This window comes from Sulfurospirillum halorespirans DSM 13726 (assembly GCF_001723605.1).
GTDB lineage: Bacteria > Campylobacterota > Campylobacteria > Campylobacterales > Sulfurospirillaceae > Sulfurospirillum > Sulfurospirillum halorespirans.
In genome coordinates this window covers 2,029,111-2,050,971 of sequence record NZ_CP017111.1, presented here as the reverse complement: position 1 = coordinate 2,050,971, position 21,861 = coordinate 2,029,111, and the positions used below count along the sequence as shown (strand labels likewise).

Sequence of the window (21,861 nt, the reverse complement as noted above, 5' to 3'; positions counted from 1 at the left end):
AATGGAAAAAGCCTATAAATTATTAGCCTTGCAAGAAGGCATCTCAAACCGTGCGGCAAAAGATTTGATCGATCGTGGCGTTGTGTACGCTGCGGGTAAAAAAGTCAGTGTCGCACGTGGAGAGCTCAGTTCGAGTACGAAATTTAAAGTTGAAAAAATTGCACCGATCAAAGTCATTTTTGAAGATGAATTCATCATGGCAGTGGATAAGCCAGCTTTCATGACCTCAGAAGAGGTTGCAGAGATCAAAAAATTGCCTCTTCTGCACCGACTTGATCGCGAAACCAGTGGGGTTTTACTCTTAACCAAAGACGATGAGTTTCGCCAAAAAGCGGTCATCGCGTTTAAAAAGCGTGAAGTGCAAAAAGAGTACTTAGCCATTGTGGAAGCAAAAATCGTGGAAGCCATGGAGATCAATGCGCCTATTATGACGATCAAAAAAGGCAATACCGCTTACAGCAAGATCAGCAGTGAAGGCAAAGAGGCGATCAGCCATGTTGAACCTTTGATGTATGAGGGCAAACGCTCCAAAATCAAAGTGCGCATCGAAACAGGCCGAACGCATCAAATCAGGGTGCATTTAAAAAGCATCGGCGCTTCTATCTTGGGTGACACTGAATACGGTGGACGTCCTCATAAACGTTTGATGTTGCATGCTTCAAAAATTATGTTGTTGGGCTATATTTTTCAGACAAAAGAACCTGAAGATTTTATTAAATTTAGCGTTTGAGAAAAAAAGAGTTAAGCCTTTGATGAGCCCTGAAAATGGGCTTCAAGTGGCATTCTGAAGTTCTAAATAGGTCACTATGTTTTAAGGTTTAATTTAGTTTAAAGTATTTGTTTTGTAAAATTGCATTCCTTTGCAAAAAAGCAGGTAGATGTGATAGCGTGAGCACCAAAGGTGCGCGGGCATTCTGCCAAAGATTACCCAGTGTTAACGTAGTTTTTGAAGCTTTGCTTTAAAGACGTGTAAAGCGTTTTATATAGATTTTAAAGGATAAGTTTGTGCTTGAAGTTTTAACCGATTCGTTTCGATCAGCGATCAATAAAATACGTTTCAGTGATGATGAAAAGTCGTTAAAAAGTGCTCTAGAGAACCTTAAAAAAGCGCTTCTCAAAGCCGATGTTCACCATAAAATTGTACGTGATTTACTGCGTCAAGTTGAGTTGGAGACGAAAGCAAAAGGAATTGGTCAAGTCAATTTTTTACGCTCATTAAAAACAAATTTAACCACAATTTTAACCGTTCCAGGACATCAAGGGTTTGTTTTTGCTTCCAAGCCTCCAACCACCGTGTTGATGGTCGGTTTGCAAGGAAGTGGTAAAACAACCACAACCGTAAAATTAGCCAATTATCTTAAACTCAAACAAAAAAAAGTCTTAGTCGTTGCGTGCGATCTTCAACGTTTAGCGGCGGTTGAGCAATTGCGCCAACTCTGTTCTGCCAATGAGATCGATCTTTACTTTGAGGATGCGACTGCAAATCCTGTGAGTATCGCTAAAAATGCGATGAAAAAAGCCAAAGAAGGCTTGTACGATGTTGTTTTAGTCGATACAGCAGGTCGTTTAGCCATTGATGCAGAGCTGATGGATCAACTTGAAGCCATTAAAAAAGAGCTCACTCCTGATGAGATCTTTTACGTAGCAGATTCTATGACGGGTCAAGATGCCGTTAAAAGTGCGGTGACGTTTCATGAAAAAATCAGACTCAGTGGGGTCATTTTAAGTAAATTTGATGGCGATGGTAAGGGTGGTGTTGCTCTTGGTATTGCGGAGCAGACCAATGTTCCTCTTCGATTTATCGGTGTGGGCGAAAAAGTTGCAGATTTAGAGCATTTTATACCTGATCGAATTGTCAGTCGTTTGATGGGTGAGGGCGATCTTGAAACCTTGGCTGAAAAGACCAGTGGCATCATTAACGAAAAACAAGCCAAAGCAATGACCCAAAAAATCAAAAAAGGACAGTTTAACTTTAATGACTTTTTAGACCAGATGGAGCAGATGAAAAAGCTTGGAAGTATGAAATCACTCATTGGGATGATTCCAGGACTTTCGCAAATGGCAGGCAAGCTTCAAGATGTCGATATGGAAAACTCGGTTGAGATGAAACGCATTAAAGCGATGATTGGTTCGATGACGAAAAAAGAGCGTGAAGATCCAGAATTACTCAATAACAGTCGAAAAAGACGTATTGCAGAAGGCTCAGGTCTTTCGCAAGTGGAAGTCAATCGTTTCTTAAAGCAGTTTGGAAATGCTGCGAAGATGGCGAAAAAGTTCTCAGGTAAAAAGGGAATGCAAGATCTTCAAAATATGCTCTCACAAAGCAAACACGCACATCTTCGTTAAGGTGTGACGGTTTAGCTTTACATGTAAGCTTACATGTAAAGCTAAGTTGTAAAAAACTATCAACAAATTCAAGGAGACCATAAAAATGGCAACAGTTGTAAGATTAACACGAATGGGTAGAAATAAAACTCCATTTTACAGAATCGTCGTAACAGACAGTAGAAAAAAACGTGATGGTGGATCAATCGAGACGATTGGTTACTACAACCCATTAACAGAGCCACAAGTCATCAAATTTGATGCGGAGAGACTTTCATACTGGAAAAGTGTTGGCGCAAAGCTTAGTGACAGGGTTGCTAAAATCACGGGTAAATAAACATGGTTGACAAATTTCTCGAAGAGTTTGCCAAGCTTTTGGTAGACAATCCAGCAGGTGTCCGCGTTGAGCGAAGCGATGTTGATGGAACATTTTGTGAAGTTGTCATCTATGCAGATAAAATTGATACCGGTAAGTTGATTGGTAAAGATGGCAAAATGATCAATTCACTCAAGACGCTTATCTCTGGATGTAAAGCTAAAGATGGCATCTCGTATCGAGTGACTGTCAAAGCTAACGATGAATAACCCATCTTCCCTCATTGAAGTCGCTCAAATCGGGCGACTCGTGGGTCTGAAAGGTGAGCTTAAACTTCATCTCCAATGTGACTTTCCCGAACAGTTTAAAAAAGGCAAAACGTTTACCACACAAAAAGGTGAGACACTTGAAGTCTTTTCGTTTCATCAAGCGCGTGGTCTTATCTCGTTTGTTGGGTATCAAAGCAGAGAAGCGGCCGCTAAATTGGTCAATACTTTTTTGCTGACAACACAGGAAAATTCCATCAGTGAGTGTGCGCTTCAAGAGGGTGAATTCTTTTGGTTTGACCTGATTGATGCAAACGTGATTGATGATGATGATGGAACGCTTTTGGGTACAGTGGATCAGATTGAGCGCATTGCAGCGACTGATTATTTGGTCATCAAAACCGATGAGGCATTGGTGAAAAAAGGGCTTTCTAAGACCTTTTATTTGCCCTATATTGAGCGTTATATTCTAACGTTTGACAAGGCGAAAAAAGAGGTTCTAAGCAAAGATGGTTTAGGAATTTTGGAGAACTCTTAATGCGATTTTCCTATGTGACACTCTTTGAAGGGTTGATCGCTTCGTATTTTGAAGACTCCATTTTAAAACGTGCCATTGCCAAAGAGCTTTTGAGTGTTGAGTTTTTTAATCCACGCGATTATACGCTGAACAAACATGGTAAAGTTGATGACTATCAAGCCAGTGGTGGAGCAGGTCTTGTGCTTTTTCCTCAACCGCTGTTTGATCTTTTACGTTCCATCAAACACTCATCCCCTGAAGCGTATATTATTTTCCCGACACCTTCTGGAAAACTCTTTACACAAAATGATGCTAAACGACTCGCAAAGAAAAAACATTTGGTTTTTGTGAGTGGTCGTTATGAGGGAATTGATGAGCGCGTCATCGAAACATTTGCCGATGAGCTTTTTTGCATAGGCGATTATGTTTTAACGGGAGGAGAACTTCCGAGTCTTGTGATGAGTGATGCGATTAGTCGCAATATTAAAGGTGTTCTTGGAAACGAGGACTCTTTGAGTATGGAGAGTTTTGAGAGCCCACTTTTAGAGGCGCCGTGTTTCTCAAAGCCGCCGATTTATGAAAGTAAATCCGTGCCCTCAGAGTTTTTAAAGGGAAACCACGCTAAAATCACAAGCTTAAAAAATAAAATGTCTGAATCTAAGACAAAATATTTCAGACCCGATCTGTTTTCTCGCTTTAGCGCGAAGCATTAGAATGAATGAACAAAAAGGATAATTAATGAGAAATAAATTTATTGAAGCTTTTGAAGCAGGACAAATTGCTGAGAAAAATGTTCCAGCTTTTAGAGCAGGTGACACACTTAGAGTTGCCGTAAAAATTATTGAAGGCGATAAACAACGTGTTCAAAATTTTGAAGGTATTTGTATTGCAAGACGTGGTACGGGTACGGGCGAGACTTTCATGGTAAGAAAAATCGGTGCAAACAGTGTTGGTGTAGAGAGAATCTTCCCAATCTACTCTGATAGTATTGATGAGATCGTTGTTCTTAGACGTGGTGTTGTACGTCGTGCGAAACTCTTCTATCTTAGAGATAGACGTGGTAAAGCTGCAAAAATTAGAGAACTTAGAAAATAATACTTTTTGGGCAGTAACACGAATGGTGATACTGCCTTTCCTTCTTTCCCCTTCCTCAAATCTTTCTAAAAGAATCACATGAAAATTCAAGAGCGCTGTTTAACCTGTATTTATGACCAGACCAAACGCGTGTGTGAACTTTTACATGTAAACGATGAACAAGCGCTTTTGATTGATGCCATTGCCCATCAGCAGATCAAAAACTTCGATATGAATCAAAATCCTCCCATGAATGCTGCTCCTTTGTACGAAGCGATGGCAGAACTTTTAAACGTCGATGATTTGTACGCGGATTTCAAAAAAGCCTCTTCCGAAAAAGCCAAAGCCTTTCTTCCTTTGTGCGAAGCCAAAATAAATGCGAGTGCTAACACGCTTTTTGAAGCGACCAAAACAGCAGTAGCTGGCAATGTGATCGACCTTGCGGCGGTGATGTTGTACGATCTTGAAGAGGAGCTGGAGAAGATTTACCATACGCCCTTTGCGATTGATGATTTTAAAATGCTTGAAGCGCAACTGAAACACACACAAACACTGGTCTATTTAGCCGATAATGCGGGCGAAGAGATCTTCGATAAACTCTACATTCAAACCATCCAAAAACTCTATCCAACCATTGAAGTCTACTATTTTGTGCGTGGACGACCGATCATCAATGATCTTACATGTAAAGACGCACTAGCTTCAAGAATGGATGAAATCGCAATGATTGTGGATAGTGGCGTTCCTACTCCTGGGCTTGTGTTGGAGCTGATGAATGAAGAGGCTCGTGGCATTTTTGAAAAAGCGGAGTGTATCATTGCTAAAGGGATGGGAAATTACGAATGCTTGGGTGAAACCAAAGGGCTTCCGATTTTCTTTCTTTTTAAAGTAAAATGCGATGTGGTTGCGCAAGCTGTGGGTGCAGCGCTTGGATCAATCATCTGTAAACACGGTATTTAGACTCTCTTCCCTTTCCCTTTTTTTCTCAATTTCCTCTGAATTTTAACGTTCCTGAGTCGTGCATATTCTCGCATTAATAAATAATACGTATTTATAGTTTTTATTAAGCATGAATAATATATGATTTTATTTAAATTAGTATTATTTATAAATACTTTTTAATTCATCTTCAAGGAGTTTTCGTGAAAGTTTTTTCATTGTTGCTTTTGAGCGTTTTTACCGCCAGCGTCTGTTTTGCCCATCAAGTTGTGGCATCCAAAAAGGAGAATAGCTATGAGGCTATCTACTGGAATCATGAAACATTTGAGCCTTATGCGAAAGAGCAACTCAAAGGGGTTAAAGCGTTTGGTGTGAACGGAAAACCGATTTCGGCTGGGATTGATTACAGTAGTAGCGTGCCTAAGATTTTAACCGATGCGGATGTGGGAATGATGAGCTTCTCTTTTGATGCAGGGCATTGGGTTAAAGGAACCAAAGGGTTTGAGCATGTGAGTGCTAATCAAGCCAAAGGTGTCGTTTTTGGGACACTCAAAAGCCATAAATTTAGCAAAACACTCTTTAGTTGGAATGAAGCGTTTAGCAAGCCTGTGGGTCTTTACATGGAGGTTGTTCCTCTTGTGAACCCGTTGATGCTTAAAGTGGGCGATACCTTTCCTGTGCTTGTTTTAAAAGAGGGCGTACCTTTAGCCAACGCTGGTTTTGAAAGCAGTGATGAGGAAGAACCTGGTTATAAAACCGACGCGTACGGCATTGCGCAGATTCCTGTGAAGAAAAAAGGGCTCTTTATTGTAGCAGCAAAATATTATGCACAACAATATGCAGATCCTTCCGTAGACGCTGTGACGATTCAAAGTAGTCTCTCCTTTACGGTGAAATAGATGCGACTTCTTTGGATTTTGCTTTGTATCTTTTCATCGTCACTTTTTGCGCACAGTGTTGAGCACTCGTTTAAAGAGGGTGCGATGGCGGTTCAACTGCTCTTAGGCTCAGAGCCTGCTTCTTATGCTCCGTATACGCTGTATGCTCCCAATGCGAGCTTGCCGTTTCAAGAAGGGCAGAGTGATAAAAATGGGATTGTCGCTTTTGTGCCCGATCGTGCGGGGATGTGGAAACTCGTTGCAACACCAGGAAGTGACCATGGGGGGCATCTTTTTAACATCAGCTTTGAAGTGGATCAAAATCATGTGATGATCTGGGAGTCTGCGCCACTGTTTACCAAATACGCGCAAATTATCTCAGGAATCAGTTTAATTGTAGGATTTTTTGGACTGCTTTTGGCATGGAAAGCACGTTTACATGTAAAGAAAGAGAGAGGGTAATCCCTCTTTCTTTACTCTTGACACGCTTTTAAAGCAAAGCTTTAAAAACTACGTTAACACTAGGTAATCTTTGGCAGAAAGCCCATGCCCCCTTGGTGCTAGACTTTTTGATACGCCTCGTAAAGCTTTTTAACACCCGTTTCAATCTGCTCAAGGCTTGAGTTGGTGTAGTTGAGTCTTCCATAAGAGGTGACGCGTTTATCGGCAAAGAAAACACTTCCTGGAACAAAGGCAACTCCTTTTTTAATTGCCACATCAAAAAGTTTCATACTATCAGCGCATTTTTTAAAATTCACCCAAATGAACATTCCGCCCTCCGGTACGACAAATTCGATGCTATCACCAAAAAGCTTATGCAGTGCATTAACCATCGCATCGCGTTTGGGTCGGTAGTATGCGATCAGTGTTTTGGTATGTTCTTGCAACTCACCGCTTTGCATCATTTTGGCACAGATGTGTTGGAAAAACTTTGAGTTTTGCAGATCCGTGCTCTCTTTGGAGAGCGTTAGCGCGCTGATAATCTCTTGGGGTGCTTTCATCCAGCCGATGCGAAAATCAGGGGCGAGTGTTTTAGAAAACGTTCCCAGTGCGATGGTCAGTTCGGGGAGCAAATCCGCAAAAGCTGTGGTTTGAACACCGTCATAACGAAGCGCTTCATACGGGCTGTCTTCGAGTAAAATGACGTTATATTTTTGAGCCAAACGTACCACTTCGTGACGATTTTCTAACGTATACGAGTAACCTGTTGGGTTTTGAAAAATAGGAATCGTATAGAAAAACTTAGGCGAATAATCTCGAAACAAAACTTCCAAAACTTCCGTATCAACGCCTTTTGAGCTGAGGGGAACGGCTTTGATGGTCGCGTTGTACATGTGAAAAAGTCCAAGGGCGGCTAGGTAACTTGGGTCTTCGACGATGATGCAATCTTTCTCATCCAAAAAGGTTTTACAGACCAAATCAAGCCCTTGTTGCGAGCCGTTGGTGAGCATGATCTGCGCTGAAGTGGTGTTGACGTATTTCTTAGCGATTTCCACTTTGAGTGCTTCAACGCCCGAAGCGTTACTGTATTGGAACAGACGGTTGTCTTCGGTTTTGAAGAGTTCTTTGGCATGTTTTTCGATGTTTTCTCGTGGAAAAAGTGCCGCATCAGGAAGTCCACCTGCAAACGAGATGATGGAACTTTGTGCCGTTAAATCTAAGATGGTACGGGTAAATGAACGTGACGCCGTGGTAACACGTTTTGCAAATTTGGTTTGCATGTCTAGCCTTTGTTAAAATGTATCGTATTATAGCGCTTCTTCGAGTGCTGTGCCATCTAAAATGAGGGATTAGCTTTGTCCATTTGTGCTATAATTGTGGCATGAAACACAAAATAAACACGAAAAATGACCATATTGAGCGTGTCAATGAGGTACTTTTTTACATTCATGGCGCTATTGGAAAAAACTTTAGTGTCGAGGAGCTCTCCTCTTTGGTGGCGATGTCACCGTTTCACTTTAACCGTATTTTCAAGGAGCAGATCAAAGAGAGTGTGCATGCGTACATTAAGCGCGTTAAGCTTGAGCATGCTGCTAATTTGCTGCTGTTTAACCCCGATGCGACGATCACGCACATTATGCATGAGGTAGGTTTTAGCTCCAATGCTTCGTTTTCACAAGCCTTTAAAGAGAACTTTGGTGTGACCCCAACGAAGTGGCGCGAAGTCGATCGTGCCAATGAAAACAGGGACTATACGTTTGCAAATACCCCTTTACATGTAAAGATCTGCTCGATGCCCAGTTTTGATGTGGCATATGTGCGGCACAAAGGGTACGATCGTAGCATTAAGATGGCATGGTTGAAACTTCAAGCATGGGCGCTTCACGAAGGCATTGATTTTGCACAGCAAAAGATGACCGGTCTGCATCACAGTAATCCTCGCTTTGTGGAATCATCCCAGTGCCATTATGTCGCCTGTTTAGAGCTTCCATCGCACCAAAAATTTTACCGAAGCGGTGAAGTGGGCGTGATGCGTATTCCTCCTACATTTTGTGCGGTTTTTTCACTGCAAGGAAAATACGGTGATTTGAAAAAATATATGGATGTGATTTACCACGATTGGTTGCCAAAAAGTGTGTATGAAAAAGCGGCACTTCCTTCGTTTGCCTTGTACCGTAAAAACCATTTTATCGAGGCTGATGAGCTGTTTGATCTGGATTTTTGTGTGCCCGTACGATTTAAGTAGTATAAATTATGATTAATGATTTCTTTTAAGCAACCCCCAAACAAACGAAAGTTACAATCTTCACATATCACGAAAATGAGACAAGGAGTTTGTTATGGATGCACTGTTCTTAATCGTTCCGCTTGGCGTTGCCTTGAATTTATTCGCCTTCCTGTTCTTTGAAAAAAGGGCTATCGCGTCTAAAAAGCTCAAAGAGTCTAAAGGGTTGCCGCCTCCGAGTGTGGAAGATTTTTACGAGAAGTTTCAACGCTATGAAACACTTACGAATGTTATCGGGTATTTTATCACGGCGTATGTGATTTCCCTAGCCCTTGCAAGCATTAAGTACGACCCTTCGTATGAGCTAACGCATGCACTCTCCTACATTTTTGCCACAACGTTTATTGGAACGCTGATTATCTTTGGAATGAAGCTTAAAAAAAGCATTCTTGTTCAAGTTTTTGCAACGTTTTTGTTCGGAGCACCGCACATCGTTGCCGCGTCTCTTGGTTTTTTAACGCGTTATCTCATAGGCTAAATCCGTGCTAGGACGCACAAAAAGCGTCCTAGCACTAAAACATTTTTGCTATAATAACGCAAAAAAAGAAGTTTTCTATGAAATATCCCCCCATTTTTATTACTGCCACCAACACCGATGTTGGTAAAACCTACACAACCTTAAAACTTTTAGAAGCACTGAGTGCCAAAGGATTTAAAGTCGGTGTTATGAAGCCGATAGAAACGGGTGTTGTGACGCATCCTGTGGATGCCACACTGCTTTTTGAAACGGCAAAACGGTATCATCCTGCCCTAGAAGTGTTAAAACTTCGTGACATTGTGCCCTATCAATTTGAACTCCCTGCGGCGCCCTTTGTGGCAAAAGGACGCAAAAAAGTGAGTTTGGAATTGTTAGAGAGTGCGTATGCCAAGATCGAAGCGCTGTGCGATATTGTCTTGATTGAAGGGGCGGGCGGGCTTTTGGTTCCCATTGAAGAAGATCTTTACATGTACGATTTTATTCGTCTGTTTAATGCCAAAACACTGCTCGTCGGGCACGATCAACTCGGCTGCATCAACGATATTTTGCTCAATCTGCATCTGCTGGATGGTTTAGGTGTGGATGATTATGAGTGGTGTGTTAATTTTAAAGGAGATCGTGCCTCTTTTGATGAAACCACCCTGCCATTTTTCAAAAAAGTATTTGGCAGAGTGCTCTCAGTCCAAGACGATATGGATGAAATTTTGAAGAGTTTAGTACGTTACCATGACGTTCAAGCGGATAAACTCTAAGGGTTTGTCCGAATACTTAACAATCGTCTGACCTTTATAGTTCGCCGTGTTGCGATACCCCATAAATTGTTCCATACTTTTCTCTTCATAACGAGTCGCACAACGTCTCTCTATGCGGTATCCTGGAGGTGGCGGTGTGCTCGTTGCATTTTCTGCAAGATTTTTACCCACCAAGGTTCCTACGATGGCACCACCCACGGTTGCTGCTGTGTTACCTCTACCACCACCCACTTGATGCCCTAAAACACCGCCTGCGACACCACCAATGAGCGCACCCGCTACGCCGCTGCCATCATTGGACGGTTGTGGAGCATAATGCACTTCAACTTGCTCATCCCAACACTCTTGGTATGGAACCCGTGAGTTGACCATACGGTACTCTGGTTTACTGGTTATGACGCGTACCTCTTCTGTTAGATTGAGCGTCTCCGCATAAAGGAGAGAACCTAAAAGCAGAAGTGACGCATAAAAGATTTTTTTCATGTTTACTCCTTATTTGCGAATTGTAGCACATGCAATTGAACGAAGTGTTAACGAAACTTACAGTCAAAATTTGTTATTATTTTCGCAAAATCATCAAGGAGCGGTGCGTGAACCATTTGATAAATACACGGGATTTTTCGTTGGAAGAGATAGAGCAGTTGTTTGAGCGAGCAACCGAGTTTTTGGATGAAAAACCACGCGAAATTTTGAAAAACAAAACGGTCATCACCATCTTTTTTGAGAACTCAACGAGGACACGAAGCAGTTTTGAAATCGCAGCCAAACGCCTTGGTGCAATGGTTGTCAGTCTTGATGTCTCACGCAGCTCTTCGAGTAAAGGCGAAACGCTGTTTGATACCGCAGCTAACCTTGATGCGATGGGACCTGACGCGATTGTCGTGCGCCATAAAAGTTCTGGCGTACCTCACATCTTAGCCAATTATGTCAACTGTCCTATCGTCAATGGCGGTGATGGAAGCCATGCGCACCCCACCCAAGCGCTGTTAGACCTTTTTACGATGAAGCGTCATTTTGGCGATATTAAAGGTAAAAAAGTGGCGATTGTGGGAGACATTAAAAACTCGCGCGTTGCCAACAGCAATATCGAACTTTTAGGGCGTGTGGGTGTTGAAGTCATTCTTGTTGGACCTCCGCATTTCTTGCCACAAACCGATCTTCGTGTGCATCATAGTATCGAAGAGGTGATCGATGAGGTTGATGTGATTATGAGTTTGCGTGCGCAAACCGAGCGTCATGCTAATCAGATTTACGCCTCTTTGAAAGATTATGGAACCGATTTTTGCATTACCTCTAAACTGATGGGAGAGCGTGACATTATCATCCTTCATCCAGGCCCAGTGCATCGCAATGTCGATGTGGATGATTTTATGATGAAAGATCCACGCTCCAAAATTTTAGAGCAAGTTAAAAACGGTGTGGCGGTGCGAATGGCGGTTTTGGAGAAGCTGATTGAACATTGAGTTTGCCTCAAAACTCAATGCGTTTGGCAAAGCGCGAACGCCTTTTTTCTTTGTGATTGATTATGCGGCAAAACAGTTTGAGGTCTTTGCCCTCGATGCCGTTCCAAGCGGCATTTTGTACCAGTTAGAAAGCCAAAGTAACGCGTGCAATTTGTTTACATGTAACGATGTTTCGTGGATTAAAACGCCTCCTTCCAAAGAGCACTATTTCGCTCAATGTGATGCGGTTATCGAAGCAATCAAAGCGGGTAACACCTATCTGCTCAATCTTACAGCACCTACCAAAGTTGAGTTTTCAGGCTCCCTTGAAACTCTTTTTTACACCGCAAATGCTCCGTTTAAACTGTGCTATCACGAGCACTTTGTCTGCTTTTCGCCTGAGCGTTTTGTGAAGCTCGAAGATAATCAGATCAGCACCTATCCGATGAAAGGCACCATTGATGCGAGCATTCCTAATGCGGAAGAAATGATTTTGAGCGATGAGAAAGAAAAAGCGGAGCATGTGATGGTCGTAGATCTTTTGCGCAATGACCTCTCGATGGTTTCGCGTGAAGTACGTGTGGAGCGGTTTCGCTATGTCGAAATGATTCAAGCAGGCACCAAAGAGCTTTTACATGTAAGCTCCAAAATCACGGGAAAATTGGATGAGAATTGGCATGAAAATGTGGGAACCATCATAGCCAAACTGCTTCCAGCAGGCTCTATTAGTGGCACGCCAAAGCGAAGCAGTGTGGAGATTATTGAGCGTCTTGAAGGGTACGATCGAGGTTACTTTACAGGTGTTTTTGGGGTGTATGATGGCGAAAGTTTGGACAGTGCCGTGATGATTCGCTTTTTGGAAAAAACAGAAGAGGGTTGTGTCTTTAAAAGCGGTGGAGGCATCACGCTTTTAAGCGATGCTCAAAAGGAGTACGATGAGCTGTGTGATAAAGTCTATATCCCCGTGTTTTGAGACGCTTAAAGCGGTCAATGGTGAAATTGAGCACCTTTCGTTTCATCAAGCACGCTTTGATAAAACGCGCCAAGAACTCTATGGATCAACGCAGAAAATCGCACTTTTAAAGCATTTAAATCCGCCTAAAGCGTTTACATGTAAAGTGCGTGTCGAATATGCCCAAACGATTTATAAGATTGAGTATCTGCCTTACACACCGCGTGACTTCCAAACTTTTGCACGCGTAGAAGCGGACATAGACTACGCGTATAAGTATTGCAACCGAGAAGCATTGAATGCCCATCTACGCGATGATGTTGATGATATTTTGTTTACATGTAACGGTGAGCTCAAAGATACCAGCATTGCCAATATCGCGCTTTTCATCGATGGCGAGTGGAAAACGCCCCTTCATCCCCTTTTGGTGGGAACCACGCGCGCACGACTGCTCTCGTGTGGCGAATTGAAGGCTGAAGTTTTAGACATCAAAAGCCTCCAAAAAGCAGAGAAATTTGCTATAATGAATGCACTTATAGGGTTTAAAATAATTAAAAAAGTATCTATTAAGGATTGAATTTTGAATTGGGATTTATCAGCACTGTATGAAAACGAAACGTTGTTAGAAGCGGATTTAAAAGATGCGGCATCGCGTGCGAAAAGCTTGGAGTCGGTCTGCAAAGGCAAGCTCAAAGAGTTACATGTCAACGAATTTTTAGAGTCCATTCGTGAGTACGAATCGATCAACGAGAAGCTTGGGCGCATTATGACCTATGCTTTTTTGAAATTTGCAACGAATAGTGACAATGGTGGTTTTTACGCCAAATACCAACAAGCTCACTCCAACATCGCTGAAAACCTTCTCTTTTTTGAACTTGAATTTAACAAACTTTCCAAACCAAAACAAGAAGAGTTGATCGCTTCTGCTCCGATGTACACCTACTATTTAGAATCATTGGTTGAAGAAAAACCGTATCAACTCAGTCAAAAAGAGGAACGCATTTTACTTAAAAAAGATATGACGTCCGCTTCGGCGTTTAGCCGCCTTTTTGATGAGCATTTCAGTCGCCTCAAATTTTCGTATGAAGGGCAAAAACTCTCGGAAGAGGAGATTTTGAGCAAACTTCAAGACAGTGACCGTGAGGTGAGACAAAAAGCAGCGAGTGCGTTTACCAAAGGACTCAAACCGCATCAACCGCTTCTTGCGTATATTTTCAACATGATTAAAACCGATCTTGCGAGTGATTGCGAACTTCGCGGCTACAAAAATGCTGAACAACCACGCCATATGGACAATAAAATCACCCAAAAAAGTGTCGATGCTCTGATTAAAAGTGCAGAGAGCAGTTTTTCCTTGGTGCAAGAGTATTACGTGCAAAAAGCAAAACTTTTGGGGCTTGATGAGCTCTATGAGTACGATCGTTACGCACCACTTGAAGCGTCAAGTGCTTCGTTTGATTTTGAAACATCCAAAGCGATCGTTCTTGATGCTTTTGCGAAATTCAATCCAAAATTTCATGAAATTGCCTCAATGGCGTTCGAAAAAGGGTGGATCGACGTATTTCCTAAAGATAAAAAACGAGGGGGCGCTTTTTCGCATCCAGCAACGCCTTCGACCCATCCCTACGTGCTTCTCAATCACACGGACACCAGACGCGATCTTTTTACCTTGGCGCATGAGTTAGGGCACGCGATTCATCAATACCTTTCACGCGGTGTTGGCTACCTTGGAAGTGACACGCCTTTGACGACCTCCGAAACCGCTTCGGTGTTTGCGGAGATGCTTATTTTTGATGCGATCAAAGATAATTTAAGTGCGAGCGAAAAACGCTCTTTGTACGCGAGTAAAATCGAAGATATTTTCTCAACACTTTACCGTCAGATCAACTTTACCACCTTTGAGCGTAAAGTACACGCGCACGAGGGCGAGCTGGATCTTGAAACCTTCAATCAATACTGGATGCAAGAGAGCCAAAAGATGTTTGGCAAAAGCATTACGCTTAGCAAAGATTATGCGCTGTGGTGGAGTTATATTCCCCATTTTATCCACTCACCTTTTTACTGCTACGCCTATAGTTACGGGCAGTTACTTGTCTTAGCGCTGTACGGACTTTACAAAAAAAGCGATAAAGCTCTTTTTGTGCAAAACTACACCGCTTTTTTAAGTGCTGGGGGAAGTCAAAGTCCTAAAGAGCTGATTAAAAAGTTTGGGTTTGATATTGAAGATGAGGGTTTTTGGCAACTGGGAATTGGCGAGATCGAATCTATCTTGGCAGAATTTAAAGGAATGTGCGATGCTTGAAGGCTTACTAGGAAGTGAAGAGTTTCACGGCTTGATGAAAAAACACGCCAAAGAGGTGTTGGAGATGCTTCTTAAACGGGGTGTTAATTTTTCGATTTTGACTAACATCGCTGATGTGACATTTGATCCAGCACTCCCTTCTCAAATTAGTCAAAATTTTAAACCCATAACGATGTTCTTTTTAGCAGGATACACGTTTGAGAGTACCCAAATTTACAACGGCAGAATCAGTTTTGAAGCAGGTTTTGGAAGTGATAATTTTGGCTCGTTGGTCTCTTTGCCGATTGAGGCAATTTTGCAGATTATTATTGAAGAGATTCCTGTGTTTATTAACTTAAGCACACCGCCAAAAGCAGCAGTTCTAGTGCCTAAAGAGACGGGAATTAAGCGCTCCATGGAAGCGCTTATGTCCAATCCCAATAATCACAACTTAATTAAAAAGTAGTCTTTAGGCTTTAATATCGTGTTTGTTCATAATGTAGTTGATGACACTGTCAATGAGTGCATCATGTTTGCGGTCTTTGATGTAGCAAAGATAGAGCATGCGTGTAAGCTTCAGCCCTTTCATTTTTGTTGTAAATAAAAGACCTTGTTCCACTTCATCCGCCACAATATGTTTTGAGAGAATCGAAACAGTTGGGGTCTCTTCAATATTCGCTTTCATCAGGGTGTGTTTGACTGCGGTTGAGCTTGTGACAATGCTTTTGACTTTAAAACTTTTACAATCAATATCCATCTTTTCAAACGTTTCATGAATGATTTTGCGCGTATTGGACTCTTCTTCACGGCAAATCCAGTTGTACGAGAGCAGATCCTCTTTTTTAACGAGCTTTGGCAGAGGGGATCGAGAGGTGATGACGAGTTCATCTTCCAACCATTCGCGGTAAATAATCCCTTCTTGAAAAATAGGCGCTTCAATCAACGCCAAATCGACTTTTCGATCGATCAGTTTTTCCGTAATATCCAGCGCATCTTCCACTTTAAGCATCACATTGTTTTTGATCGCCTCTTGGATGTCATTGAGAAAATCAGGCAAGATGTAATTGCCAATCACAGGCGAGGCACCAAGGACAAAAATAACCTCTTTATTGACCAAGCGAAGCATTTCACGCTCAGCTGCTAAGAGGTGTTTTTCAAGCTTGAGGGCTACTTTGTAAAGCTCTTCGCCTGCGGTCGTGAGTTTAATACCATTTTTTTTACGATCGACGATTTGAATATCGAGGTATTCTTCTAAGAGTTTGATCTGTTGTGTGACAGCAGGCTGGCTAATGCCCAGTTTTTTAGAGGCTTTGGAGAAGCTCTTTTCGCGCACAACGGTTAAAAAGGTTTCTACTTTGGAGAAATCTTTAAGCATGAAATAATCCTTATAATTTTCTTTTATAACTTGCATTGATTATAACAAAAAATAATAGCAAAAACAATGTATTTTTCTATTCATATTCTTTGATCAAGACTCTATTTATATGAGATATGCGTGTGTCAGAAAGGTACGGAGTTTTGCTTAAACTTTTTTCGCTATAATAAATACAATTTATATCATCAAAAAGTAGATAACGCATGCAAGATTTAGCGATGTTAAACGAATCACAACAAGATGCAGTCAAATGCGTCGATGGTCCTGTCCTTATCTTAGCAGGTGCAGGCAGTGGTAAAACCAAGACGATTACGTCACGCTTGGCGTACCTGCTCTCTTTAGGAATTCCTCCTGCGAACACCTTAACGCTCACCTTTACCAACAAAGCCGCAAGTGAGATGAGAGAACGTGCGATGGCGATGATCGAAGAGCACAGCTATCCGCCACTCTTGTGTACCTTTCATAAATTTGGTCTGCTTTTTTTAAAGTTTCATATTGAAAAAATAGGGCGAAAAAACAGCTTTGTGGTCATCGATACGGACGATAAAAAGCGCATCTTAAAAAGTTTTAGCACGAGTACTGAACTTTCAACGGGCATGATCGCCAGTGAGATTTCACGCTATAAAACATCTCTAATCGACCCAAAAGTGGCATGGGAAAAGGCGGAGCAGAAGAGCTACCAAGTGATTGCCAAGCTTTACGAGCAGTATGAAGACTACTTACAATCCAATAATTTGGTTGATTTTGATGACCTTTTAGTCCTCCCCTATAAAATTTTAGAAGGCGATGACGCTTTGTGCGAAGAGGTGAGCAAGCGCTACCAGTACATTATGGTTGATGAGTACCAAGATACGAATGAACTGCAATACAAACTGCTTCGCAAGCTCTGTTTCACGCACAATAATCTCTGTGTTGTGGGTGATGATGATCAGAGCATTTACGGTTGGCGTGGGGCGAATATCAAAAATATTTTAGAGTTTCACGAGTCGTTTGACAATGTTAAAATCGTTAAGTTAGAGAAAAATTACCGATCCACAACCCAAATTCTTAAAGCAGCAAACGATCTTATCGAGCATAACCGTGGACGCATTGGCAAAGTACTTGAGAGTACGAAGGGTGATGGCAAAGCGATTGATGTGATCGATTCACACGACGAAAATCAAGAAGCGCATACGATTGCAAAGCGGATTCGAAAGCTCATTGAAAGTGGTGTCAACCCTCATGAAATCGCTGTTTTATACCGTATCAACGCGCTCAGCCGTTCATTAGAAGAGGGGCTCAATAAAGAGAAAATTCCTTACAATATGGTCGGTGGTGTGAAGTTTTACGAGCGTGCTGAGGTCAAAGATGTCATCAGTTACCTGCGCGTCATTGCCAATCCTCATGATGATTTTTCGATCAAACGCATTATCAATCGTCCCAAACGTGGGCTTGGAAAAGTGACGATTGAGCGCATCATCAAATCAGCCTACGATAACCATCAATCGATTTATGAGTACATTACATGTAACGAAGCTGCGATTGAAAAAGAGGCGACGAAAAAGGCCTCTTTGGCGCTGAAAGAGTTTGTGCAAAACATCGCACACATGCAGAGCATTCAAGAAAATTCAACGTACGATATGATCGATGCCATTGAAGAATCTTTTGCGATCAAAGCTTACTACACCAATCAGCCTGACTCGTTGGATCGCCTCTCTAACATCGATGAATTTTACGGACTTTTCCGCGATTATGTGAAGCAAAACCCTCAAATGGGCGTGGATGATTTTTTAAATGAGCTTGCGTTGCAGAGCGATCAAGATCAGATCGATAGTGAAAACATCTCCATTATGAGCATTCATGCGAGCAAAGGTTTGGAGTTTGAATACCTCTTTGTCATTGGTTTGGAAGAGGGCTTTTTCCCTCTCATAGGGGACGGCAGTGACATTGAAGAAGAACGTCGTCTTGGGTATGTGGCGATTACACGTGCTAAAAAAGAGCTGACACTCAGTTTTTCAGGCAGTCGTTTTTACAAAGGGCGAAGAACGGAGCTTACCAAAAGCCGTTTTCTCAAAGAAGCAGGCGTGTGCGAGGGAAGTTTGATTTTAGAAAAAACCACCTCGTTTAAAAAAGGCGATCTGGTCAAGCACAAGATCTTTGGCATTGGACGTATAACGGAAGTGAGCAAAGTAGGGCGTGAGTTTAAATTGCAGATCAATTTTAGCGGTACCAAACGGGATATCTTAGCCTCCTTTGTGGAGAAGATTTAGTGGAGGATAACCGCCTTTTTGTTGCGTATAAGCCCTCGTGTATGGTTTCCAACCATTTTTTAAGTCGTATTAAAAGACGTTATAATGTCAAAAAAGCGGGATTCTCAGGCACACTTGACCCTTTTGCGCAAGGCGTTCTTATCATCGCTTTTGGACAGTTTACAAAATTGTTCCGTTTTTTGAAAAAAGCGCCAAAAACGTACAGAGCTACCCTCTGGCTGGGAGCAACAAGTCCGACATTGGACATTGAAAAAGTCGAACATGTGGAGCAGATGATGGCATTTCATCCTGATTCTGTTGCGTTTGTATTGCAGAGCATGGTGGGTGAAAAAACCTATCTGCCTCCAAAATATTCTGCTAAAAAGATTGATGGACAGCGTGCGTATGATTTGGCGCGCGCGGATAAAGCATTTGAGCTCAAAGCGATCACCAGTACCATTTATGACTGCCATTTGGTGCACTACATTCACCCTTTTTTAACCTTTGAAATGACGATTTCAGAGGGCGGATATGTGCGAAGCATGGGCGCTTTGATCGCTGAAAAACTGGGGTTTCCGGGTGCACTCAGTGCACTGGAGCGTCTCAATGAAGGTGATTTTGTTTATGACAATGAAAAAGAGCTCAACCCTTTAGACTATCTGGATTTGCCTCTGAATGCTTACCTTAGCGATCCTTCGGATATTTTACTGGGTCGAAAGTTGGTGCGTGAAAATTTTGAAAAAAATGAAGAGGGCATTTACCAAATCATTATCGCAGATATGCTCAGCGTTGTGGAAATCAGCGCAAATGGAGTAGAATATCTCCTAAATTCACTATCGCTAAAGGCGTAACATGTTAATACTCACACGAAAAATCGGAGAGGGTGTTGTTTTAAATGAAAATATTACGGTTCGGGTTATTGAAATTTCCAAAGGGGTGGTCAAATTAGGGTTTGATGCGCCAAAAAACATGCTGATCCTTCGTGAAGAGTTGGAGCAGGCGATTAAAGAAACGAACATTGAAGCCAGTAAAAATAGCAATCATGATGCCCTCTTATCTTTGAGTGAGAAGCTGAAATAATGGATTATCAAGCACATGCAAAGGTCAATATCTTTCTCAAAATTGTTGGCAAGCGTGGTCATTACCACGAATTGATCTCACGCTTTATGCTCGTTCCCTCTGTGTACGATACGCTCTCCTTTGTTCCTAAAAAGAGCGGTGAACTGTTTGAGTTACGAGGCGATTTTAACTGCGCGCTGGAGCACAATACGCTTTATCGTACGTTTAAGGTGCTCCAATCGCACGGATTTACCAAAGAAGTTGAGCAGGTGATGCGTCATTTTGCTTTACATGTAAAGAAAAATATCCCCACAGGCTCGGGTCTTGGTGGCGGCAGTAGCGACAGTGCAACGTTTTTAAAAATGCTCAATGAGCATGCGGGTTTGGGGCTAGATACTGAAGCGATGATGCGTCTTGGAAGCGAAGTGGGTGCGGACGTTCCTTTTTTTGCCTCAGGGTATACGAGTGCCAATGTGAGCGGCATCGGTGAAATCGTTGAACACTATGACGAGCCTGCTTTAAATCTTGAAGTGTTTACACCACCCCTTGCGTGCAATACCGCGCTCGTGTATAAAACCTATAGGGAATATTTCTTGCAATCCATGGATCAAGCCGTTGCTTTGAATATGGTTGCACTGAAAAGTTCTGAATTGTTGGCTCACTTTAAGAAAGAGGAGCTTAACGATCTTTTCCCTGCATGCTTAAAAGCGTACCCCGAACTGAGCGTTTATGCGAAAGAGGGATGGTTTTTTAGCGGGAGTGGAAGCAGTTTTTTTAGATTATCAAACAAGGCAGATGTGAAAAATGGGTGAACCTGTTGCACGCAATAAAAAAGCGTTTCATGATTATGAAATTTTAGAGAGACTTGAAGCGGGTATTGTGCTTCAAGGCAGTGAAGTGAAGGCGATTCGCCAAAGTAGGGTGAATCTGAAAGATTCGTTTGTGAAGATCATCAAAGGGGAAGCGTTTTTGCTCAATGCGCACATTTCGCATCTCTCAACGGCGAATTTAAACTATGCGCCCAATGAAAGAGCGCCAAGGAAATTGCTTTTACACATGAAGCAGTTGCGTAAATGGGATATGAAAGTTGCCAAAGATGGACTCACCATCGTGCCACTTTCGATCTATTTCAATGGCAAAAATCTTGCAAAAGTTGAGATTGCCTTAGCGCGTGGTAAGAATGAGCACGATAAGCGGGAGAGCCTCAAAGAGAAAGATGCCCAAAGAGAAGCTAAAACAGCGATCAAAAATTACGCTTACAAAGAGTAGTTTACATATTATTTATCTAAATAAAGTAGAATAAAGCAAAAGTTATATGAGGGAACTATGAAAAAGTTTATCCGTTTAATCATGATTACAATTTCTCTTTTATTCCTCGGATGCGGCTCAGAAACTTCGAGTGCGCCTGTGGTGAAAGAGACCTATAAAGATGGTGACAAAGTAGAGCTTAAAAGTGTTTCAGGTGCGAAGTTGACTTTGCTTCGTAAAAATGGTGGTTTTGTGATCGAAGATGATGAAGCTAAAGTCGTTCTTATCGACATCTTTGGCACTTTTTGTGTCCCGTGTCAAGAAGAGGCTCCCTCTTTGATGGACTTTCAGCTTCAAAATAGCGATGATGTCATGCTTCTTGGTTTGAACTTTTTTGAAGAGGTCAGCGATGAGTATGTTGTTGAGAATTTTGCGGCTAGGTACAATGCGTACTATTTCATCACCAATTCACCAAAGAACAAAAAATTGGTGGAGACAATCGTTCAAGACATTCAGTACAAAGGAACCCTTCAAGTACCGTTTAAAGTGCTACTTAAAGCGGGGAAATATCAAAACGTGACCGATGTTTATGGTACGAATCCAGAGAATAAATTTTATATCGGTAAAGTGGATTTGGATATTATTCAAAAAGACATCGATAAAATTACAGCACAATAGAGGCGGCGTCAATGCACCATTTTAATGGAGATTTTCAAAACGAGACAATGGATGCGATCGAGCTCAAAGAGCCACGCATGTACAAAGTTCTGCTACTCAATGACGATTATAGTAGCATGGAGTTTGTCATTAAAGTGCTGATGCAAATTTTCCATCATAGTTTTGAAAAGGCAAACGAAATCATGTTTAATGTTCACGAGCAAGGCAAAGGGCTTTGTGGAGTGTATGTGTATGAGATCGCTGAGACTAAAGTGGCGCATGTACGTAAAATGGCAAAAGAGGAACAATTTCCCCTTCGTGCCATTATGGAAGCAGAGTGAAAATTTCT

General features: G+C 41.9%; 28 protein-coding genes. 25 read left to right on the top strand and 3 right to left on the bottom strand.

Going from position 1 to position 21,861, the window contains the following annotated elements; translation table 11 throughout:
* Nucleotide 1 precedes the first annotated feature (1 nt).
* The 10 genes from SHALO_RS10225 to SHALO_RS10180 all read left to right on the top strand — a co-directional run bounded on the left by SHALO_RS10225 (nt 2) and on the right by SHALO_RS10180 (nt 6,777).
* Nucleotides 2-730 (top strand): RluA family pseudouridine synthase, encoded by a 729-nt coding sequence (locus SHALO_RS10225; protein ID WP_069478442.1) that lies wholly within the window; start codon nt 2-4, stop codon nt 728-730.
* Nucleotides 731-1,005: 275 nt separating this feature from the next.
* Nucleotides 1,006-2,346 (top strand): signal recognition particle protein, encoded by a 1,341-nt coding sequence (ffh, locus tag SHALO_RS10220; protein ID WP_069478441.1) that lies wholly within the window; start codon nt 1,006-1,008, stop codon nt 2,344-2,346.
* Nucleotides 2,347-2,431: 85 nt separating this feature from the next.
* On the top strand, nt 2,432-2,662 hold the full coding sequence (gene rpsP, locus SHALO_RS10215; protein WP_069478440.1) for a 30S ribosomal protein S16: 231 nt from the start codon (nt 2,432-2,434) through the stop codon (nt 2,660-2,662).
* Nucleotides 2,663-2,664: 2 nt separating this feature from the next.
* Nucleotides 2,665-2,910 (top strand): KH domain-containing protein, encoded by a 246-nt coding sequence (locus SHALO_RS10210; RefSeq protein WP_069478439.1) that lies wholly within the window; start codon nt 2,665-2,667, stop codon nt 2,908-2,910.
* The gene (gene rimM, locus SHALO_RS10205; protein WP_069478438.1) at nt 2,903-3,445 is read left to right on the top strand and encodes a ribosome maturation factor RimM; all 543 of its coding nucleotides are present in this window, start codon (nt 2,903-2,905) and stop codon (nt 3,443-3,445) included. The genes SHALO_RS10210 and rimM overlap by 8 nt, the downstream gene beginning before the upstream one ends.
* Complete coding sequence (gene trmD, locus SHALO_RS10200) at nt 3,445-4,137, top strand: tRNA (guanosine(37)-N1)-methyltransferase TrmD (protein WP_069478437.1); 693 nt, start codon at nt 3,445-3,447, stop codon at nt 4,135-4,137. Before rimM ends, trmD begins: the two co-directional genes overlap by 1 nt.
* 25 nt (nt 4,138-4,162) lie before the next feature.
* The gene (gene rplS / locus SHALO_RS10195) at nt 4,163-4,519 is read left to right on the top strand and encodes a 50S ribosomal protein L19 (RefSeq protein ID WP_069478436.1); all 357 of its coding nucleotides are present in this window, start codon (nt 4,163-4,165) and stop codon (nt 4,517-4,519) included.
* A gap of 78 nt (nt 4,520-4,597) precedes the next feature.
* Nucleotides 4,598-5,458, top strand: a complete 861-nt coding sequence (locus SHALO_RS10190) for a damage-control phosphatase ARMT1 family protein (RefSeq protein WP_069478435.1) — start codon at nt 4,598-4,600, stop codon at nt 5,456-5,458.
* A 182-nt stretch (nt 5,459-5,640) separates the two neighbouring features.
* Complete coding sequence (locus SHALO_RS10185; protein WP_069478434.1) at nt 5,641-6,336, top strand: DUF4198 domain-containing protein; 696 nt, start codon at nt 5,641-5,643, stop codon at nt 6,334-6,336.
* Entirely contained in the window at nt 6,337-6,777 is a 441-nt protein-coding gene (locus SHALO_RS10180) for a hypothetical protein (protein WP_069478433.1), read from the top strand.
* Nucleotides 6,778-6,875: 98 nt separating this feature from the next.
* Here the strand turns inward: SHALO_RS10180 and SHALO_RS10175 are convergent, their stop codons facing one another.
* Nucleotides 6,876-8,036 carry an aminotransferase-like domain-containing protein gene (locus SHALO_RS10175; RefSeq protein ID WP_069478432.1) on the bottom strand — a complete coding sequence of 387 codons (1,161 nt, stop codon included), beginning with the start codon at nt 8,034-8,036 and terminating at the stop codon, nt 6,876-6,878.
* Between the two features lie 101 nt (nt 8,037-8,137).
* Here SHALO_RS10175 and SHALO_RS10170 point away from each other — a divergent pair, with 101 nt between their 5' ends.
* From SHALO_RS10170 to bioD, 3 genes are all read left to right on the top strand, one after another.
* On the top strand, nt 8,138-9,001 hold the full coding sequence (locus SHALO_RS10170) for an AraC family transcriptional regulator (RefSeq protein WP_069478431.1): 864 nt from the start codon (nt 8,138-8,140) through the stop codon (nt 8,999-9,001).
* Nucleotides 9,002-9,095: 94 nt separating this feature from the next.
* A complete protein-coding gene (locus SHALO_RS10165; protein ID WP_069478430.1) occupies nt 9,096-9,518 on the top strand; it encodes a hypothetical protein in 423 nt (140 codons plus the stop codon).
* Nucleotides 9,519-9,595: 77 nt separating this feature from the next.
* A complete protein-coding gene (gene bioD / locus SHALO_RS10160; protein ID WP_069478429.1) occupies nt 9,596-10,270 on the top strand; it encodes a dethiobiotin synthase in 675 nt (224 codons plus the stop codon).
* Here bioD and SHALO_RS10155 read toward each other — a convergent pair.
* Nucleotides 10,232-10,753: a glycine zipper 2TM domain-containing protein gene (locus SHALO_RS10155; protein ID WP_069478428.1), complete on the bottom strand. Its 522-nt coding sequence runs from the start codon at nt 10,751-10,753 to the stop codon at nt 10,232-10,234. The genes bioD and SHALO_RS10155 overlap by 39 nt on opposite strands.
* 107 nt (nt 10,754-10,860) lie before the next feature.
* Here SHALO_RS10155 and SHALO_RS10150 point away from each other — a divergent pair, with 107 nt between their 5' ends.
* From SHALO_RS10150 to SHALO_RS10130, 5 genes are read left to right on the top strand one after another with little or no spacing between them, the layout of a single operon-like run.
* The gene (locus SHALO_RS10150; RefSeq protein WP_069478427.1) at nt 10,861-11,733 is read left to right on the top strand and encodes an aspartate carbamoyltransferase catalytic subunit; all 873 of its coding nucleotides are present in this window, start codon (nt 10,861-10,863) and stop codon (nt 11,731-11,733) included.
* Nucleotides 11,723-12,685: an aminodeoxychorismate synthase component I gene (locus SHALO_RS10145; protein ID WP_202968802.1), complete on the top strand. Its 963-nt coding sequence runs from the start codon at nt 11,723-11,725 to the stop codon at nt 12,683-12,685. Before SHALO_RS10150 ends, SHALO_RS10145 begins: the two co-directional genes overlap by 11 nt.
* On the top strand, nt 12,648-13,241 hold the full coding sequence (locus SHALO_RS10140) for an aminotransferase class IV (protein WP_069478426.1): 594 nt from the start codon (nt 12,648-12,650) through the stop codon (nt 13,239-13,241). Before SHALO_RS10145 ends, SHALO_RS10140 begins: the two co-directional genes overlap by 38 nt.
* Nucleotides 13,242-14,966, top strand: a complete 1,725-nt coding sequence (locus SHALO_RS10135; RefSeq protein WP_174543318.1) for a M3 family oligoendopeptidase — start codon at nt 13,242-13,244, stop codon at nt 14,964-14,966. It abuts the gene before it with no gap.
* Nucleotides 14,959-15,411, top strand: a complete 453-nt coding sequence (locus SHALO_RS10130) for a hypothetical protein (RefSeq protein ID WP_069478424.1) — start codon at nt 14,959-14,961, stop codon at nt 15,409-15,411. Before SHALO_RS10135 ends, SHALO_RS10130 begins: the two co-directional genes overlap by 8 nt.
* 3 nt (nt 15,412-15,414) lie before the next feature.
* On the opposite strand, the gene SHALO_RS10125 is transcribed toward SHALO_RS10130, so the two are convergent.
* A complete protein-coding gene (locus SHALO_RS10125) occupies nt 15,415-16,320 on the bottom strand; it encodes a LysR family transcriptional regulator (protein ID WP_025345376.1) in 906 nt (301 codons plus the stop codon).
* A 203-nt stretch (nt 16,321-16,523) separates the two neighbouring features.
* On the opposite strand from SHALO_RS10125, the gene SHALO_RS10120 reads away from it, so the two are divergent.
* From SHALO_RS10120 to SHALO_RS10090, 7 genes are read left to right on the top strand one after another with little or no spacing between them, the layout of a single operon-like run.
* The gene (locus SHALO_RS10120; protein WP_069478423.1) at nt 16,524-18,569 is read left to right on the top strand and encodes an ATP-dependent helicase; all 2,046 of its coding nucleotides are present in this window, start codon (nt 16,524-16,526) and stop codon (nt 18,567-18,569) included.
* Nucleotides 18,570-18,610: 41 nt separating this feature from the next.
* Nucleotides 18,611-19,399: a tRNA pseudouridine(55) synthase TruB gene (gene truB, locus SHALO_RS10115; protein ID WP_069479403.1), complete on the top strand. Its 789-nt coding sequence runs from the start codon at nt 18,611-18,613 to the stop codon at nt 19,397-19,399.
* A 1-nt stretch (nt 19,400) separates the two neighbouring features.
* Nucleotides 19,401-19,628 (top strand): carbon storage regulator CsrA, encoded by a 228-nt coding sequence (csrA, locus tag SHALO_RS10110; RefSeq protein ID WP_025345373.1) that lies wholly within the window; start codon nt 19,401-19,403, stop codon nt 19,626-19,628.
* Nucleotides 19,628-20,419: a 4-(cytidine 5'-diphospho)-2-C-methyl-D-erythritol kinase gene (locus SHALO_RS10105; protein ID WP_025345372.1), complete on the top strand. Its 792-nt coding sequence runs from the start codon at nt 19,628-19,630 to the stop codon at nt 20,417-20,419. Before csrA ends, SHALO_RS10105 begins: the two co-directional genes overlap by 1 nt.
* The gene (smpB, locus tag SHALO_RS10100; protein ID WP_025345371.1) at nt 20,412-20,876 is read left to right on the top strand and encodes an SsrA-binding protein SmpB; all 465 of its coding nucleotides are present in this window, start codon (nt 20,412-20,414) and stop codon (nt 20,874-20,876) included. Before SHALO_RS10105 ends, smpB begins: the two co-directional genes overlap by 8 nt.
* Nucleotides 20,877-20,933: 57 nt before the next feature.
* Entirely contained in the window at nt 20,934-21,533 is a 600-nt protein-coding gene (locus tag SHALO_RS10095; protein ID WP_069478422.1) for a thioredoxin domain-containing protein, read from the top strand.
* An 11-nt stretch (nt 21,534-21,544) separates the two neighbouring features.
* Nucleotides 21,545-21,853, top strand: a complete 309-nt coding sequence (locus SHALO_RS10090; RefSeq protein WP_025345369.1) for an ATP-dependent Clp protease adaptor ClpS — start codon at nt 21,545-21,547, stop codon at nt 21,851-21,853.
* The last annotated feature ends 8 nt before the right edge of the window (nt 21,854-21,861 follow it).